Annotated in this window: 15 protein-coding genes and 1 pseudogene; 9 read left to right on the forward strand and 7 right to left on the reverse strand. The window is 72.4% G+C overall.

All coding sequences use genetic code 11. From position 1 onward, the window contains the following. A partial coding sequence (locus tag FRZ03_RS11530; protein ID WP_146465064.1) for a tetratricopeptide repeat protein occupies positions 1 to 1,104 on the forward strand: 1,104 nt, incomplete at its 5' end. An 18-nt stretch (positions 1,105 to 1,122) separates the two neighbouring features. Here FRZ03_RS11530 and FRZ03_RS11535 read toward each other — a convergent pair. Then, on the reverse strand, positions 1,123 to 2,829 hold the full coding sequence (locus FRZ03_RS11535; protein WP_146465049.1) for a bifunctional 3'-5' exonuclease/DNA polymerase: 1,707 nt from the start codon (positions 2,827 to 2,829) through the stop codon (positions 1,123 to 1,125). A 48-nt stretch (positions 2,830 to 2,877) separates the two neighbouring features. Beyond that, positions 2,878 to 3,621: a Clp protease N-terminal domain-containing protein gene (locus FRZ03_RS11540; protein ID WP_146465050.1), complete on the reverse strand. Its 744-nt coding sequence runs from the start codon at positions 3,619 to 3,621 to the stop codon at positions 2,878 to 2,880. Positions 3,622 to 3,757: 136 nt separating this feature from the next. Here FRZ03_RS11540 and FRZ03_RS11545 point away from each other — a divergent pair, with 136 nt between their 5' ends. Next, positions 3,758 to 4,867 carry a DUF2786 domain-containing protein gene (locus tag FRZ03_RS11545; RefSeq protein ID WP_186785366.1) on the forward strand — a complete coding sequence of 370 codons (1,110 nt, stop codon included), beginning with the start codon at positions 3,758 to 3,760 and terminating at the stop codon, positions 4,865 to 4,867. Positions 4,868 to 4,886: 19 nt separating this feature from the next. On the opposite strand, the gene FRZ03_RS11550 is transcribed toward FRZ03_RS11545, so the two are convergent. Both FRZ03_RS11550 and FRZ03_RS11555 read right to left on the reverse strand, forming a co-directional pair. After that, positions 4,887 to 5,405 (reverse strand): DUF4232 domain-containing protein, encoded by a 519-nt coding sequence (locus FRZ03_RS11550; protein ID WP_146465052.1) that lies wholly within the window; start codon positions 5,403 to 5,405, stop codon positions 4,887 to 4,889. 132 nt (positions 5,406 to 5,537) lie between these two features. Beyond that, positions 5,538 to 6,023 carry a hypothetical protein gene (locus FRZ03_RS11555; protein ID WP_186785367.1) on the reverse strand — a complete coding sequence of 162 codons (486 nt, stop codon included), beginning with the start codon at positions 6,021 to 6,023 and terminating at the stop codon, positions 5,538 to 5,540. A 593-nt stretch (positions 6,024 to 6,616) separates the two neighbouring features. On the opposite strand from FRZ03_RS11555, the gene FRZ03_RS11560 reads away from it, so the two are divergent. Beyond that, positions 6,617 to 6,886: a DUF397 domain-containing protein gene (locus FRZ03_RS11560; protein WP_046418970.1), complete on the forward strand. Its 270-nt coding sequence runs from the start codon at positions 6,617 to 6,619 to the stop codon at positions 6,884 to 6,886. Between the two features lie 119 nt (positions 6,887 to 7,005). Here the strand turns inward: FRZ03_RS11560 and FRZ03_RS11565 are convergent, their stop codons facing one another. After that, positions 7,006 to 7,482, reverse strand: coding sequence for an ATP-binding protein (locus FRZ03_RS11565; RefSeq protein WP_146465053.1), 477 nt, complete (start codon positions 7,480 to 7,482; stop codon positions 7,006 to 7,008). A 365-nt stretch (positions 7,483 to 7,847) separates the two neighbouring features. Here FRZ03_RS11565 and FRZ03_RS11575 point away from each other — a divergent pair, with 365 nt between their 5' ends. The 3 genes from FRZ03_RS11575 (at position 7,848) to FRZ03_RS11585 (ending at position 10,860) form a co-directional block, all read left to right on the forward strand. Then, entirely contained in the window at positions 7,848 to 8,672 is an 825-nt protein-coding gene (locus tag FRZ03_RS11575) for a helix-turn-helix domain-containing protein (RefSeq protein ID WP_146465066.1), read from the forward strand. A 75-nt stretch (positions 8,673 to 8,747) separates the two neighbouring features. After that, on the forward strand, positions 8,748 to 10,208 hold the full coding sequence (locus FRZ03_RS11580) for an aldehyde dehydrogenase family protein (protein ID WP_146465055.1): 1,461 nt from the start codon (positions 8,748 to 8,750) through the stop codon (positions 10,206 to 10,208). A gap of 109 nt (positions 10,209 to 10,317) precedes the next feature. Then, a complete protein-coding gene (locus FRZ03_RS11585) occupies positions 10,318 to 10,860 on the forward strand; it encodes a DinB family protein (RefSeq protein WP_146465056.1) in 543 nt (180 codons plus the stop codon). Positions 10,861 to 10,916: 56 nt separating this feature from the next. On the opposite strand, the gene FRZ03_RS11590 is transcribed toward FRZ03_RS11585, so the two are convergent. Beyond that, a complete protein-coding gene (locus FRZ03_RS11590) occupies positions 10,917 to 12,485 on the reverse strand; it encodes a glutamate decarboxylase (RefSeq protein WP_261398900.1) in 1,569 nt (522 codons plus the stop codon). Positions 12,486 to 12,598: 113 nt separating this feature from the next. Further along, positions 12,599 to 13,090 (reverse strand): inorganic diphosphatase, encoded by a 492-nt coding sequence (locus FRZ03_RS11595; RefSeq protein ID WP_070022518.1) that lies wholly within the window; start codon positions 13,088 to 13,090, stop codon positions 12,599 to 12,601. A gap of 79 nt (positions 13,091 to 13,169) precedes the next feature. Between FRZ03_RS11595 and dacB the strand changes: the two genes are divergently transcribed. From dacB to FRZ03_RS40240, 3 genes and pseudogenes are all read left to right on the forward strand, one after another. Continuing rightward, positions 13,170 to 14,771, forward strand: coding sequence for a D-alanyl-D-alanine carboxypeptidase/D-alanyl-D-alanine endopeptidase (dacB, locus tag FRZ03_RS11600; RefSeq protein WP_146465057.1), 1,602 nt, complete (start codon positions 13,170 to 13,172; stop codon positions 14,769 to 14,771). A 136-nt stretch (positions 14,772 to 14,907) separates the two neighbouring features. After that, on the forward strand, positions 14,908 to 16,041 hold the full coding sequence (locus FRZ03_RS11605) for a zinc-dependent metalloprotease (RefSeq protein WP_146465058.1): 1,134 nt from the start codon (positions 14,908 to 14,910) through the stop codon (positions 16,039 to 16,041). 191 nt (positions 16,042 to 16,232) lie between these two features. Then, positions 16,233 to 16,387: pseudogene (locus tag FRZ03_RS40240) on the forward strand (tRNA lysidine(34) synthetase TilS); the annotation flags it as partial.

The raw sequence follows: 16,387 nt of genomic DNA on the forward strand, positions 1-16,387 counted from the left end.
TACGCCGCCGTCGCCGAGTTGGCGCTCATCGCCATCGTGGAGCCCGGACCGGATCTGGATGACCGGCGGCGGCCGACCGCGGCGCAGCCCGCCGGGCATGCCGTGGACGTGGCCGCGCTGCGGTCGTTCGAGTCGGCCGAGCAGGCCTTCGCCTGGGGGGAGACCGAGCTGGAGAACATCGTCGCTCTGGTGGCGCGCAACGCCGACTCGGCCGATCCGGCCACGTCGGCCCACCTCTCGGTGCTGGCCCGGCTGTTGTTCCCGTATGTGCAGCGCAGCGGGCGGGTCGCCGAGATGGAGGTGCTCGGGCGGGCCGCGCTCACCGCGGCCCGGCGGCTCGAAGACGCGGCGGCCGAGGCGTACGCCCTCGGCGACCTCGCCGGCCTGCACTTCCTGACCGGCCGGCACAACGACGCCCTCGCCCTGAACGACCGCTGCCTGGAGATCTGGCGGCGGCTCGACGCGCCCAGCCGCATCCGGCGCTGCCTGAACAACCGGGGGCTGCTGCTGGAGGGGCTCGGCCGGTGCCCGGAGTCGGAGGAGGCGCTGCGGCAGAGCCTCGCCTGCTCGCGGCTGCTGAACGACCCCGTCGGCGAGGCCGTCACCCACAGCCATCTCGGCAACCTCTACGAACACACCGATCCGCGCGCCGCCATCGAGCAGCACCGGCGCTCGCTGGCGATCGGGGACCGGATCGGCTCCGTCATCGTGCGGCACTCGGCGCACTGCAACATCGGGTACGCCCATCTCACCCTCGGCGAACCGGCCGCCGCCGCCGGGCACTTCGAGGAGAGCCTGCGCATCCTCGGCGGCCACGGCGACTGGCACGGCGAGTCCCAGACCCGGCTCGGCCTGGTCCGCGCGCTGCGGCAGCTCGGAGAGGGCGAGCGGGCGTACCGGGAGTGCGGGGAGCTGCTGCGCCGCGCCGACGCCCGTGCCGACCGCTACACCGGGGGGCTGGCCCGCCACCAGCAGGGTCTGCTGCTGAGCGCCCAGGGCCGGCGGGCGGCGGCCCAGGCGGCCTGGCGCACGGCCCTCGCCGCGCTGACCGGCACCGACGAACAGGCGGTGGTGGCCGAACTACGTGAACTCCTGGCCGAGTGAACGGTCCGGACCGAACGGCTACTTGGCGTCCGCATAGCACTCCACCACCGCCGTCGTGAACGGGAACCGCACCGGTGTCTCGCCGAAGGTCAGCCGGCCGGCGAGGGCCGCCGCGTCGCGGATGGCGGTCACGACGGTGTCGGCCTCCTCGGCGGGGCAGTGCACGATCACCTCGTCGTGCTGGAAGAAGACCAGTTCGGCGCGGAGGCCGGCGCAGGCCTGGCGCAGCGCCGCGAGCAGGAGCAGGGCCCAGTCGGCGGCGCTGCCCTGCACCACGAAGTTGCGCGCGAAGCGGCCCCGCGCACGGGAGTCGGCCGACGCGTAGCCCGGGACCCAGGGGGCATGGTCGTCGGCCTGCGCCTCCCCTTCGTCCTCGGCGGCCTCGACGGGGATGCCCGCCTCCTCCGCCGCGTCCTCGCCCGCGCCCACGGCCGGCGGGCAGGTGCGGCCCAGCCAGGTGCGCACCAGCCGGCCCTCCTCACCCGCCCGCGCCGCCTCGTCGACATAGGCGACGGCCTTCGGGAAGCGGCGGCGCAGCGCGGCGAGGTTCTTCAGACCGTCACCGGAGGTCTGGCCGTAGACCGCGCCGAGCACGGCCAGCTTGGCCTGGTCCCGGTCGCCGGAGAAGGCACGGTCGGAGACGGCCTGGTAGAGGTCGCTCTCGCGGCCCGCGACCTCCATCAGCCCGGGATCGCGGGAGATCGCGGCCAGCACCCGCGGCTCCATCTGGTCGGCGTCGGCCACCACCAGCCGCCAGCCGGGGTCGGCGACCACCGCCCGGCGGATCACCTTGGGGATCTGGAGGGCGCCGCCGCCATGGGTCACCCAGCGCCCGGTGACCGTGCCCCCGGCCTGGAACTCCGGGCGGAACCGGCCCTCGCGCACCCAGTCCTGGAGCCAGGACCAGCCGTGGGCCACCCAGATGCGGTAGAGCTTCTTGTACTCCAGCAGCGGGGCGACGGCCGGGTGGTCGAGGGACTGGATCTCCCAGCGGCGGGTGGACCTCACCTTGATGCCGGCCTGCGCGAACGCCTTGATCACATCGGCCGGCAGGTCGGGACGCACACGGCGGCCGAACGCGGCCGAGACCTCGTCCGCCAGCTCGGCGAGGCGGCGCGGCTCGCCGCCGCCCGCGTACCGCTCGCCGAGCAGGTCGCGCAGCACCCGGCGGTGGACCTCGGCGCTCCAGGGCAGCCCGGCGTGGTTCATCTCGGCGGCCACCAGCGTGCCGGCCGACTCGGCGGCGGTCAGCAGCCGCATGTTGCCGGGGTGCGCCGCCGTCTCGTGCCGTCGCAGCTGGTCGGCGTAGACGGCGAGGAGGTCGGTCAGGGGCAGCTGGGTGCCGGTGGGTTCGAACAGCGGGGACTGGGCGCCCGGTTCGGCCGCCCGCTGCGGTGGATCGGGCGGTACGGGGCCGCCCCGGAGGCGGGCCAGGGCCGCGGCGGCCGAGCGCGGCTCGCCGTACCGCCCCGCGTGGCCCAGCAGGAGCGTCTCGGCGACCTCGATGTCGTAGCACCGCTCCACTCGCACCCCCGTGGCGAGCAGACGCGGATAGACGTCGGCGGTCGACCGCCACACCCAGCGCGTCGCCTCCGGGCGGCTCCGCACCGCCCCGGCGGGATCGCGCTCCCGCCGCACCGGGCCGGCGGGCAGCCCGTCCGGGCCGAGGGGGGCGACGTCCACGCCACCGTCCTCGGCCGGAGCGAGCGCCCATCGGCCGGTCATGACTGCGAGTGTGGCAGGCACCACTGACAATCGCTCTGACCTGCGGTTTCAGTCCTCGGTGGGGGTTTCGGGGCGCTTTTCGAGCAGCAGCGCCAGCACCTTCTCCAGGTACGCCTCCGCCGCCGGCTTGGCGACGCCGAGCCCGCTGAGGACGCCCTCGCCGTTCTCGTGCTCCAGCAGGGCCAGCAGCAGGTGCTCGGTGCCGATGTAGTTGTGCCCGAGCCTGAGGGCCTCGCGGAAGGTCAGCTCCAGGACCTTCTTGGCCTCGGGGCCGTAGGGGATGAGGTCGGGGACGTCCTCGGCGGCGGGCGGCAGCGCGGCGGTCGCGGCCTGCCGTACGGCGTCCAGCGGGACGTCCTGCGCGGTGATCGCCCTCGCCGCCAGGCCCTCCGGCTCGGCCAGCAGCCCGAGGACCAGGTGCTCGGGCCGGCCCTCCGGGTTGCGGGCGGCCACCGCCTCGTTGTGCGCGGCCATGACCACGTTGCGGGCGCGCGGGGTGTAGCGGTTGAACCCCTGGCTCGGGTCGAGGTCGGCGGACTCCTTCGGCACGAACCTCTTCTGCGCCGCCTGCCGGGTCACGCCCATGCTCTTGCCGATGTCCGTCCAGGAGGCGCCGGAGCGGCGGGCCTGGTCCACGAAGTGCCCGATCAGGTGGTCGGCCACGTCACCGAGGTGATCGGCCGCGATCACCGCGTCCTGCAACTGGTCGAGGGGTTCGGGATGAACCTTCTTGATCGCCTCGATGAGGTCGTCGAGGCGTACGGAAGCCGTGATGCGCTGGTTGGTCGCCATGTGTCAACCGTAGGTTGCGCCCTGGGGGCTGTCAACCGATGGTTGACAGTCGTGACGGGGGTCGGCCGGAACAGTTATCCACAGGCTGTGGATCGCGCTCGCCGCGCTGTCGGCGGGGCGTGGCACGATCGGCGATGTGACCAGTACCGCCAGCACCGTCGAGCGGGCCTTCGCGGCCGCGCTCTACGACGACACCGACACCGGCCTCGACACGGGCGCCTCCCTGCTCGCCGCCGACCCCGCCGCGGACGCCGAACTCGCCCGGCGCGGCGAGGAGTTCGTGGCCGCCGCGTGGCGGCGCGGCTGGGCGCCCGCCGATGTCGTACGCCTGGTGCGGCGCGAACTGGAGCAGCCGCACGTCCGGCTGGCCGCCGCGCTGATCCGGGCGCAGTCCGGCCGGGACCGGCCGCGCGGGCGCCGCTGGGCCGCCCAGCTCGACGAGCTTCCCGAGGGCCCCGAGCGCGGAGCCGACCGTTTCTCCCACGCCACCGCCGTCCTGGAGCTGTACCGCCTGCTGCTGCGCCTGCCCGCCCTGGAGCCCCTGGAGGAGGAGACCCGCCGCCCCCGTGAACCGGCCGCGTCCCGGCAGCTCGGGCGCATCCGCGCGCTGCTCGCCAAGGCGGAGGCGACCGGCTACCCGGAGGAGGCGGAGGCGCTGACCGCCAAGGCCCAGGAACTGATGGCCCGGCACAGCGTCGACGAGGCGCTGCTCGACGCCACGGCCCCCGCGCCGGACACGCCCGGAGCCTGCCGCATCGGCGTCGAACCGCCGTACGAGCAGGCCAAGGCCGTCCTCCTGGACGCCGTGGCCACCGCCAACCACTGCCGCGCGGTGTGGAACGAACCGCTCTGCTTCTCCACCGTCGTCGGCTTCGAGGCCGACCTGGAGGCGGTCGAACTGCTCTACACCTCGCTCCTGGTGCAGGCCACACACGCGATGACCAAGGCCGAGGCCGGTCAGCGCGCCGCCGGACGCAAGCGCACCAAGACCTTCCGGCAGTCGTTCCTCGCCGCCTACGCCCACCGGGTCGGCGACCGGCTCGCGGCGGCCGCGGAGAGTCAGGTCACCCGCGACCTGCTGCCGGTGCTGGCCACCCGCGAGGCCGCCGTCGCCGTGCGCCTGGAGCGGATGTTCCCGCAGACCACCACCACCCGGCTGCGCGGGGTGAGCGACGCGGCGGGCTGGACGGAGGGCACGGCGGCCGCGGACCGTGCCCAGGTCAGGGCGCGGCCGCGGCTGGAGTGAGGCCCCCGGGCGGCAGGGCTCAGTCGCCGGCCTGCTGGAAGGCGCTGACGGAGGCGTTCGGCCTGGTCTGGGCGCCCTGGCCGGCGATCGGACCGTACTTCCAGGGGAAGGTCTGCGCGGAGCCGCCGCCCGGGAGGCTGATCTTCATGTCGGTGGCCGCGAGACTGGTGGCGTCCCCGTCCTTGCCGCGCACATAGCTGATCGTGAAGGTCGCCGCGTCCCCCTTGGCGAGCTTCAGCGTCTGCGCCTTGGCGCCCTTCTGCGCGGACAGCTTCCCACTCGCGCCCTTCCCGCTCAGGGTGACGACGGGGAAGTCCTCCAGCGTGCACGTCTTGCTCTGGTTGGTGATGCTGACCGGCACCTCGCCGGTGTCGCCCGCCGCCGGCGCCACGCTCGCCGCCCCGACCTGCAAGGACACCCCGCCGATCTGGCAGGCCGAGCTGTTCTTGCTGCCACTGCCGTTGTTCCCGCCCCCATTGCAGGCGGTCAGCAGCAGGGCGGCGGCAACGGCGGTGACGGTGAGCGGAATAACGCGCATGAACAGTCCCATCGAGGTCGTGACGGTGCCCCAGCATCATCCCGCCCGGACCGCGACCGTGTTCGCGCGCCCCTCCCGAATCACCGCTTCAGGTGCTTCCCGGCGAAACCGCCCACCCGGTGGGGCCCGGCCTCACTGCCGGCCGGGGGTCGGCAGCCCGGACGGCAGCTTGCCGCCCTCCGCCTTGGTGTACGTCTCCTGGCCCACCTTGCCCGACCACGTCACCTTCATGGACTTGCCGTCGACCGAGTCGACCATGCCGGTGGACCGGTCCTTGCTGCCCTTGGAGCAGGTCAGGTGGATCATCTGCATGCCGGACTCGGCGCCCGCGGTGCCGCTGCACACGGTCCCGCCGGTGGCGAAGATCCCGGCCTGCTTCCCGTTGATCACGAGGGCCACGATCGTGCCGCCGTTGGTGGTCAGCCAGCTGCCCTGGAGCTTGTCGGAGGCGCCGGTCACCCCGGAGCCGGCCGCGCTGGAGGACGGCGCGGGGTCGGTGCCCGCCGTGCCGGTGGGCGCTTTCGTGGCGGTGCCGCCGTCATGACCGTCGCCGCCGCCGCAGGCCGTCAGCGTCAGCGCCCCCACCAGCACCGCGGCGGCCAGGGCCGCGATCCGCACCCGAGTACCGGCCGATGCACCGGTCGAAGCAGTCCCCGAAGTCACGTCAGGCTCCCCACGCAGTAGCGTCCGCCGTCCTCGGCCGGACGGCCCGCAGCAAGCTACCAGCAGCCGGCCCGCCGGACTTCGGCCGGCGGGCCGGGAATTACCCGGGAGAACCGGGGGCGGGGGAGCCCTTACGCTGAACGACGAGCGGAGGTCCTCCCTCCGGTCGGCGGACACCGGCCCGGCCGGTTACGTGGAGCGGACGGCCGCCCCGACGGGAACAGGAAGGGCGCGAAACGCGTCTCCTTCCTGTGCACGGGACATTCGGTCCGACGACCCGGCTCGGCCGGTGAGGCGGACGGACACGGACGGGAGACGAGCGGGCATGTAAGGCCCGTTCCGGGGCATAAGCGGGACAGCTTCGGTGATACGGCGGCATAGGACCGCACATCGTCAGGTAAAGCGCACGTCAAGGCTGTAATCGCGGGAACACCCGCCGTGCACGTGCATCTGCGCATGCAGCTGCATGTGAACGGGAGTTATGATCCAGGTCAGTTGACCACCGCATCTATGGCCACACCAGCCAGTGCACCACCGGGGAGCGACCTGTGGACCGCGACGTTGACGGCGTGTTCGGGGGGTACGACGTGTACAACGGCATGGCTGCCACGCAGCTGGACGGAGTGGCCTGGCAGAAGAGCAGGCACAGCAACTCACAGGGTTCCTGCGTGGAGTTCGCGCGGCTGCCCGGTGGCGAGGTCGCCGTCCGCAACTCGCGCTTCCCGGACGGCCCGGCCCTCGTCTACACGCGGGCGGAGATCGAGGCGATGCTGCTCGGCGTCAAGGACGGCGAGTTCGACCATCTGATAGCGAGCTGACCGAACCGGGCCCGCGTCGTCCCTTCCCCCCGCCCGGGAAGTCCGGTCCGGTGGGGGCGGCCGCCGCGGGCGGGCGGGGTCCGAAAGAGCCCGTGACGCGCGTAGAGCCGGGGCCTGCGTCAGGCGGGGGTGTCCAGGCGGAACATCGCCCACACCACTTTGCCCTCCAGCGTGCCCGCGAGGGGGTGCCAGCCCCAGCTGTCGGCGAAGGAGTCGACCAGGAACAGGCCGCGGCCCGATTCGGCGGAGAAGTCGTCCGAGTCCCGCGGCTCCGGCGACTCGTGGCTCGGGTCGCGCACCCCGCACACGAGTCGCTCGGCCCAGCGCATCAGGTGCAGCCGCACCGACGCGGTGTACTCGTCCGCGCACCCGTACTCCGCCGGCAGCGCGTGCCGCAGCGCGTTGGTGACGAGTTCCGAGACGACCAGGCATATGTCGTCGAAGCGCTCGCCGGCGTCCCACTGGACCAGGGTGTCCCGGGTGAACCGCCGGGCTTCGCGCACCGCCTCGTACCGGGCCGGCAGAGCGCAGGACGCGGCGCTGGACACGGCCGCGGGATCCAGCGGCGGAAGGCCCTGCCGTAACGGCTTGAGCATGGTCGATCCATTCGTCCCCATGCGAGGCACTCCCGGGAATTCGCGGTCGTAGCGATGCAGCGGTGGCGCGGCACCATGGTTTCGGATGGGAAGAGCAGATGCAAGGGCAGATGCACGTGCACGTGACCGAAATGGACAAGCCCGTACCGCTTCTTGGCCATTTTTTCTGCCATCTTCGTGACCGTCACCCCGCCGGCCTCGCCGCCCGCCCCTTCCCGCCTGCCGGAAGCGGCCCGGCGCTCTCCGTTTGCGTAACCGTACGAGTACTGCGCGGAGCGTTTTAGTGGCAGACTTCGGGCCCTCAAGACGGTTTGGGGAGGCTGGCGAACGTGAGCGCGGGAGAGCCCGGATCGGTGGTGCGGCGGATGCTGCTCGGCTCGCAACTCAGGCGACTGCGTGAAGCGCGGGGGATCACGCGTGAGGCGGCGGGGTACTCCATCCGCGCCTCCGAGTCGAAGATCAGCCGGATGGAGCTGGGCCGGGTGAGCTTCAAGACGCGGGACGTGGAAGACCTGCTGACGCTGTACGGCATCACGGACGAGGCGGAGCGCCAGTCGCTGCTGTCCCTCGCCCGCGAGGCCAACGTCGCGGGCTGGTGGCACAGTTACAGCGACATCCTGCCCAACTGGTTCCCCACCTACGTGGGTCTGGAGGGCGCCGCCGCGCTGATCCGCGCCTACGAGGTGCAGTTCGTGCACGGCCTGCTGCAGACCGAGGAGTACGCCCGCGCGGTGGTCCGGCGCGGCATGAAGGGCGCGAGCACGGACGACGTCGAACGGCGCGTCGCGCTGCGCCTGGAGCGCCAGAAGTACCTGCTCACCGACAGCGGCCCCGAGTTCCACATCGTCCTGGACGAGGCCGCGCTGCGCCGCCCCTACGGCGACCGCGAGGTGATGCGCGGCCAGCTCCAGCACCTGATCGACATCTCGGAGCGGCCCAACGTACGGCTCCAGGTCATGCCGTTCAGCTTCGGCGGGCACTCCGGCGAGAGCGGCGCGTTCACCATCCTCAGCTTCCCCGAGTCCGACCTGTCCGACGTCGTCTACCTGGAGCAGCTGACCAGCGCCCTGTACCTGGACAAGCGCGAGGACGTGGCCCAGTACGAGCAGGCGCTCAAGGAGTTGCAGCAGGACGGCCCGGGCCCGGACGAGAGCCGGGATCTTCTGCGAGGACTGCTCCAACTCTCCTGACCCGCAAGTAGGATGACGCCCGATCAGACTCAGGCCGTGGCCGGGATCCGGCTCCGCTAGTGATTGAGGGATCACATGTCGTCCTACTTCAGCGACCTGGCCCAGCAGTACATCGACGGTGAATGGCGACCGGGCAGTGGCTCCTGGGACGTCATCGACTTCAATCCGTACGACGACGAGAAGCTGGCCTCCATCACCGTGGCCACCGTCGACGAGGTCGACCAGGCCTACCGGGCCGCCGCGCGCGCCCAGAAGGCCTGGGGCGAGACCAGCCCGTACGTCCGCCGCGGGGTGTTCGAGCGGGTGCTCCGGCTGCTGGAGGACCGCGAGCAGGAGATATCCGACCTGATCGTCGCGGAGCTCGGCGGCACCCGGGTGAAGGCCGGCTTCGAGCTGCACCTCGCCAAGGAGTTCCTGCGCGAGGCCGTCCACCTGGCGCTGGCCCCCGAGGGCCGGATCCTGCCGTCCCCGGGCGAGGGCAAGGAGAACCGCGTCTACCGGGTTCCGGTGGGCGTCGTGGGCGTGATCAGCCCCTTCAACTTCCCCTTCCTGCTCTCGCTGAAGTCCGTGGCCCCGGCCCTCGCGCTCGGCAACGGCGTGGTCCTCAAGCCCCACCAGAACACCCCGATCGCCGGCGGCACCCTGATCGCCAAGCTGTTCGAGGAGGCCGGACTGCCCGGCGGCCTGCTGAACGTGGTCGTCACCGACATCGCCGAGATCGGCGACGCGTTCATCGAGCACCCGATCCCCAAGGTCATCTCCTTCACCGGTTCCGACCAGGTGGGCCGGCACGTCGCCACCGTCTGCGCCGCCAACTTCAAGCGCTCGGTGCTCGAACTGGGCGGCAACAGCGCCCTGGTGGTGCTGGACGACGCGGACCTCGACTACGCGGTGGACGCGGCGGTCTTCAGCCGGTTCGTCCACCAGGGCCAGGTCTGCATGGCCGCCAACCGGGTCCTCGTGGACCGGTCGATCGCCGACGAGTTCACCGAGAAGTTCGTCGCCAAGGTCCGCACCCTCAAGGTCGGCGACCCGCGCGACCCGGAGACCGTCATCGGCCCGGTGATCAACTCCGCGCAGGCGAACGCCCTTTCCGGCGTGGTCGAGCAGGCCCTCGCCGAGGGCGCCACCGCCCTGGTGCACGGCACCACCACCAACAACCTGGTCGAGCCCTCCGTGCTCACCGGGGTGCCCGCCGACTCCGCGCTGCTCCAGCAGGAGGTGTTCGGGCCGGTCGTCTTCCTCGTCCCGTTCGACGGCGAGGAGGAGGCGGTCCGGATCGTCAACGACACCCCCTACGGCCTCAGCGGCGCCGTCCACACCGGGAACGTCGAGCGGGGCGTCGCCTTCGCCAAGCGCGTCGACAGCGGCATGTTCCACGTGAACGACGGCACCGTGCACGACGAGCCGATCGTGCCCTTCGGCGGCGAGAAGAACTCCGGGGTCGGCCGCCTCAACGGCGAGACGACCCTGGAGGCCTTCACCTCGATCAAGTGGATCTCGGTCCAGCACGGCCGCAGCGGCTTCCCGTTCTGATCCACCGCGCTTTTCGCGGGCCCTTTAGGACAGAATCCGACCTAAGGGGCCCGTAGCTTTTGCGGTGTCGGGGCGACCGCCCCGGTGAACCGACGAGAGGCGGCCGGTCATGGTCACGCACGTGGCTGCGGAGGCACAGGGCGACGAGCGGGGAGCGCTGCTGGCGTTCCTGGAGGAGCAGCGCGGCGGCATCCGCCGGGCGGTGCTCGGGCTGAGCGAGGAGCAGGCCCGTACCCGCCCGAGCGCGAGCGAGCTGTCCCTGGGCGGGCTGCTCAAGCATGTCGCCGAGGTCGAGCAGATGTGGCTCGCCCGCGCGAAGCAGGAGCCGCCGGCGGTGCGGCGGGACCAGTCGAACTGGCACGAGAGCTTCCTGCTGGTCGGCGAGGAGACGGTGGCCTCCCAGCTGGCCCACTGGGAGCAGGTCGCGGCCGAGACGGAGAAGTACGTCCGCTCCGCGCCCAGCCTGGACGACACCTTCCCGCTGCCGCCCGACCCCTGGTTCCCGCCGGAGGGCCGCGTCTCGCTGCGCTGGCTCTGCCTCCACCTCATCCGGGAGACCGCCCGCCACGCCGGGCACGCCGACATCCTGCGCGAGTCCCTCGACGGCAAGACCGCCTTCGAACTGGTCGCCCTGGAGCGGCAGGAGCTGTAGCGGCCGGCCCCGGCCGGGACCCCGGCCGCGCATCCGTCGCGGCCGGGGGCGAGGCCCTAATGGTGGAAGCTCGTCGCCGCGTCCTTGTCCCGGGTCAGCGGGTGGGGCTGGCGGCGCAGCTCGGGCAGCAGGCGGGTGAGGTCGTCCAGGAAGAGGTCGGCCAGGTCGTGGGAGAAGCCGTTGCGGCAGACGACGCGCAGGACGGAGAGGTCCTCCCGGTGGGGCGGGAAGGTGTACGCCGGGACCAGCCAGCCGCGCTCGCGTATCCGGCGGGAGACGTCGAAGACGTCGTACGCCGTGACGTGCTCGGCCGTGGTGAAGGCGAACACCGGGAGCTGGTCGCCGCGGGTGAGCAGCCGGAAGTCGCCGAGGCCCTCGATGCGGTCGGCCAGTGAGCGGGCCACGTCCCGCGTCGACCGCTGGACCGCCCGGTAGCCCTCGCGGCCCAGGCGCAGAAAGTTGTAGTACTGCGCCACGACCTGCGCGCCGGGGCGGGAGAAGTTGAGCGCGAAGGTCGGCATGTCGCCGCCCAGGTAGTTGACCCGGAAGACCAGTTCCTCGGGCAGTGCCTGGGCATCCCGCCACAGCGCCCAGCCGACGCCCGGGTACACCAGCCCGTACTTGTGCCCCGAGGTGTTGATGGAGGCCACGCGCGGCAGCCGGAAGTCCCAGACCAGGTCCTCGTCCAGGAACGGCGCGATCATCGCGCCGGAGGCGCCGTCGACGTGCACCGGGATGTCCAGGCCGGTGCGCTCCTGGAGGGCGTCCAGGGCCGCGCACAGGTCCGCGATGGGCTCGTAGGAGCCGTCGAAGGTCGAGCCGAGGATGCCGACGACGCCGATGGTGTTCTCGTCGCACAACTCGGCCGCCGCCTGCGGGTCCAGGTGGAAGCGGTCGCCCTCCATGGGCACCAGCCGGGCCTCCACCTCCCAGAAGTTGCAGAACTTCTCCCAGCACACCTGGACGTTGACGCCCATCACGAGATTGGGGCGCGCGCCCGGGTACCGGTCGGCGTTGCGCTGCGTCCAGCGCCGTTTGAGCGCCATCCCGGCGAGCATGCACGCCTCGCTGGACCCGGTGGTCGAACAGCCCACGGCGGCCGAGGGATCGGGCGCGTTCCACAGATCGGCGAGCATCGCCACGCAGCGCCGCTCCAGCTCGGCGGTGCGCGGGTACTCGTCCTTGTCGATCATGTTCTTGTCCCGGCACTCCGCCATCAGCGCCCCGGCCTGCGGTTCCATCCAGGTGGTCACGAAGGTGGCCAGGTTCAGCCGGGAGTTGCCGTCCAGCATCAGCTCGTCGTGCACCAGCTGGTAGGCGGTGGCCGGGGGTATCGGGGCGTCCTTGATCAGGCTCACCAGCGGCACCCCGGTGGCCGGCGTGAACGCCGCCGTCCCGCCCTGCGCGCTGTACGTGCTCGGCGTGCTGAACGCCGATCCCTCGGGCTCCGCGCCCGGGGGCTGCGGCGCGAGGAGCCCTTCGGGCACCGCGAATTCGGAGGTCGTCTCCGGTTCGGCCACCGTCTTCGGGACATCGAGCCCCTTGGGGATGGCGAACTCCGAAGTGATCTCCGGGTCGTACCGCGCCTCGTCAGACCGGGGCTTGCGGTCCTCCGCCTCCGTCACCTCGCACCGTCCCTGAACGACACCTTCCGCTGGCCTCAGTATGCGCATGCGCGCTCAGCGGACATGCAAACGGGCCGCACACCGTGGCGTGCGGCCCGTCTCACGAGCGGGGGTCAGTGACCGCCCTGCTCCTTGAAGCGCTTGTAGGACCGCTCGATCTCCTGCTCGGCGTCCGCACGGCCCACCCAGTTGGCGCCCTCGACCGACTTGCCGGGCTCCAGGTCCTTGTACACCTCGAAGAAGTGCTGGATCTCCAGGCGGTCGAACTCCGACACGTGGTGGATGTCGCGCAGGTGCTCCACACGCGGGTCGGTGGCCGGCACGCACAGCAGCTTGTCGTCGCCGCCCGCCTCGTCCGTCATGCGGAACATGCCGATCGCACGGCACTTGATCAGGCAGCCCGGGAAGGTCGGCTCGTCCAGGATGACCAGCGCGTCCAGCGGGTCGCCGTCCTCGCCGAGGGTGTTCTCGACGAAGCCGTAGTCGGTCGGGTAGGCGGTCGAGGTGAAGAGGCGACGGTCCAGGCGGATCCGACCGGTCTCGTGGTCCACCTCGTACTTGTTGCGCGAACCCTTCGGGATCTCGATCGTGACGTCGAACTCCACCGGTGGCTCCTCCATGATCAGCACATAGTTCTGGTGGTTAAGTGTCCCTCACGCAGGTGTGTGATCGCGAAAGGGGCTGGTGGTCGTGCCGGAGCTCAGGCCTTGGCGGGCCGCGGGACCACGGGTGAAGCGGTTCGCGAACGCCGTACGACCGCGCCTCGCGCTTGCCCTCGGGACGGCGAAACCGCAGGTCGCGCGGCTTGTGTCCACGGTCCGACCGCTGCTCGCCGACCTCCCCCGTCCGCGTACCCCCAGCACCTTGCAGTACACCGCGGGCGCCGCCACCGCCGGCCTGGTGCTCGCCGCCGGCGTGGTGACCCTGGCGGGGCCGTGGGACGCCACGGGTCAGCGTACGGCCGAGCGGGACCGGGCGGTCGCCCTGGAGCGCGCGGGTGGCGCAGATCACGGCGCCGCGGGCGCCGCGGGCGAGCCCCGCCCCGCGCCGAGCGCGCCGCCCGTCCTGACGGGCCTGGGCCCCGCCACCGCCCCCGCGGACCCCGGGCAGGCCCCGGCGAAGGGCGCGACGCCCCTCGCGGACGTCCTGGATCCCCTGCTGGCCTCCGCCGCCCTCGGCGACACCCACGCGGCGGTGGTCGTGGACGCGGCCACCGGCAGACGGCTGTACGGCACCGGCGCCGACAAGGGGCTCACGCCCGCCTCCACCACCAAGCTCGCCACCGCCGTCGCCGCGCTGAACGCGCTAGGCCCCGACCACCGCTTCACCACCCGCACCGCCTTCACGGCGGCCGGCGGCGAACTCGTCCTCGTCGGCGGCGGCGACCCCACGCTCACCGCGCACGCCGACGCCGCCGGCTGGGCGAGCCTGCGCACCCTGGCCACGAAGACCGCCGCCGCCCTGCGCGAACGCGGCGTCCACAAGGTCACGCTGGCCTACGACACCTCGCTCTACACGGGTCCCGCGCTGCACTCCATCGGCGTCAACGACAACCTCGCCCAAGTCGTCGCCCTCGCCGCCGACGAGGGCCGTACCGACGACTCCGCCAGCGGTCCCGTGGCCCGGGTCGCCGACCCGGCGAAGGACGCGGCACGGAAGTTCGCCGGCTTCCTCGAAGCGGCCGGGATCACCACGACCGCGCCCGGACCGGCCAAGGGCACCGGCCGCGCCGGGACCTTCGCCTCCGTCACCTCGCCGCCGCTGTCCGCCCTGGTCGAACGCATGCTGACCAACAGCGACAACGACATCGCCGAGGCCCTCGCCCGCCAGACCGCGCTGGCGAGCGGGCAGCCCGCGAGCTTCGCCGGCGGCGCGAGGGCGATCGCCGCCCAGCTGAAGCGGCTGGGCCTGCCGCTCACCGGCACCTCCTTCCACGACGGCAGCGGCCTCGACCGCACCGACCGGCTCACGGCCGACCTCCTCACCGCGATCCTGGTCGAGGCCGGCGCCCCCGACCACCCCGGCCTGCGGCCCCTGCTCACCGGTCTGCCCATCGCCCACTTCACCGGCACCCTCAGCGCCCGCTACGCCGACGGCGCCGCCGGCCTCGTGCACGCCAAGACCGGCACCCTGACCGGCGTCAACACCCTGGCCGGCACGGTCGTCGACCGGTCCGGCCGCCTCCTGACCTTCGCCTTCCTGGCCTCGGGCACGAAGGACCCGATGGCCGCCCAGACCGCCCTGGACAAGACCGCCACCGCACTGGCGACGTGCGCCTGTGGCTAGTGCTGCGACCGGACATCCGCAGCCGCCCGGCGCACCGTCCGCAGGCTCCCGCCCCTCCGACGCAAAACCTCGTCCGTACCACCCCGGCCGCCCCCATGGCCTGCCCCAAGCGGTGGCGCTCACGTACCGTTGACGCATGACAGGCTTCGGAGGCACCGCATCCCCCGGGATGGTCGACTGGAACCTCGCGGTGGCGACCGCGACACGGCTCGCACGCCCCGGCCCCGACGTCACCCGCGACGAGGCCCGTGCCGTCGTCGCGGAGCTGCGCCGGCACGCGAAGGCCTCGGAGGAACACGTCCGGGGCTTCACTCGTCTGGAGACCGAGCAGAGCCACGACACACCCGTCCTCGTGGTCGACCGCCCCGGCTGGGTCCGGGCCAACGTCGCCGGGTTCCGCGAGATCCTCAAACCGCTCCTGGACAAGATGCAGGAGCGGCGCGGCGCCAACCCCGGCAGCGCCGTCCTGGGCGCCGTCGGCGGCAAGGTCACCGGCGTGGAACTGGGCATGCTGCTGTCGTTCCTCTCCTCCCGCGTCCTCGGCCAGTACGAGACCTTCGCCCCGGCCACCCGCGACCTGCCGGCCGGCCGGAACGGCGGCGGACGCCTCCTCCTCGTCGCCCCCAACATCGTCCACGTCGAGCGCGAACTCGACGTGGAGCCGCACGACTTCCGCCTGTGGGTGTGCCTGCACGAGGAGACCCACCGCACCCAGTTCACGGCCGTGCCCTGGCTGCGCGACCACCTGGAGGGCGAGATCCAGTCGTTCCTGGCGGAGACGGACGTCGACCCCATGACCTTCCTGGAGCGCATCCGCGAGGCCGCCCAGTCGCTGGCCGGCGGCCGGCCCGAGGGCGAGCAGGACGACGGCGGCCGCTCCTTCGTGGAACTGGTGCAGACCCCCGCCCAGCGCGAGATCCTCGGCCGGCTCACCGCCGTGATGTCCCTGCTGGAGGGCCACGCCGACTTCGTGATGGACGGGGTAGGGCCCAGCGTCGTACCGACCGTCGCCGAGATCCGCGAGAAGTTCCAGCAGCGCCGCGCCAAGGGCGCCTCCCGGCTCGACCAGGCCCTGCGCAAACTGCTGGGCCTGGACGCCAAGCTCAAGCAGTACCGGGACGGCGAGCGGTTCGTGCGGGCCGTCGTCGACCAGGTCGGCGTCGACGGCTTCAACCGCGTGTGGACCTCGCCCAACACCCTGCCCACCAAGGCGGAGATCGCCAAACCGGCGGACTGGGTCGCGCGGGTGCACCGCACGGCGGAGTCGTGAAACACGCGCGTGGGTCGTGAACCGAATCCGGCCGACGGCAGACGAACGCCCCTCCAATCACCCGTCCGAGGGACCGTGAGCCATGCGTAGGCGTGCAATGCTCGGGGAACGGCCCGCTTCTGTCACCATCTACACACTCTGAGTGACCGAATCGGGCTCACCCCCCGGAAACTTCATGAAGGGAACCGGACATGGGTCCCCATCCTGCGGTCGCGGCGATACGCCTGGCGGTCCGCCGCGTCCTTCACGACATCCTGAACGAACTCCCGGCACCCGGCGACGGCCACCCGGCCACCGTGGGCCACCCGGGCCGGACGGCCGAGCGGCCCCCCTCCCCGCTCGTCCC

The sequence above is a fragment of the Streptomyces misionensis genome (genome assembly GCF_007896895.1).
GTDB classification, from domain to species: domain Bacteria; phylum Actinomycetota; class Actinomycetes; order Streptomycetales; family Streptomycetaceae; genus Streptomyces; species Streptomyces misionensis_A.

Bases quoted from the DNA above. Each gene is read 5' to 3' on its own strand.
- FRZ03_RS11565 (WP_146465053.1), bottom strand. From the start codon at position 7,482: ATGCTCAAGCCGTTACGGCAGGGCCTTCCGCCGCTGGATCCCGCGGCC.
- FRZ03_RS11535 (WP_146465049.1), bottom strand. From the start codon at position 2,829: ATGACCGGCCGATGGGCGCTCGCTCCGGCCGAGGACGGTGGCGTGGAC.
- FRZ03_RS11580 (WP_146465055.1), top strand. From the start codon at position 8,748: ATGTCGTCCTACTTCAGCGACCTGGCCCAGCAGTACATCGACGGTGAA.
- FRZ03_RS11585 (WP_146465056.1), top strand. From the start codon at position 10,318: ATGGTCACGCACGTGGCTGCGGAGGCACAGGGCGACGAGCGGGGAGCG.
- FRZ03_RS11575 (WP_146465066.1), top strand. From the start codon at position 7,848: ATGCTGCTCGGCTCGCAACTCAGGCGACTGCGTGAAGCGCGGGGGATC.
- FRZ03_RS11540 (WP_146465050.1), bottom strand. From the start codon at position 3,621: ATGGCGACCAACCAGCGCATCACGGCTTCCGTACGCCTCGACGACCTC.
- FRZ03_RS11605 (WP_146465058.1), top strand. From the start codon at position 14,908: ATGACAGGCTTCGGAGGCACCGCATCCCCCGGGATGGTCGACTGGAAC.
- FRZ03_RS11550 (WP_146465052.1), bottom strand. From the start codon at position 5,405: ATGCGCGTTATTCCGCTCACCGTCACCGCCGTTGCCGCCGCCCTGCTG.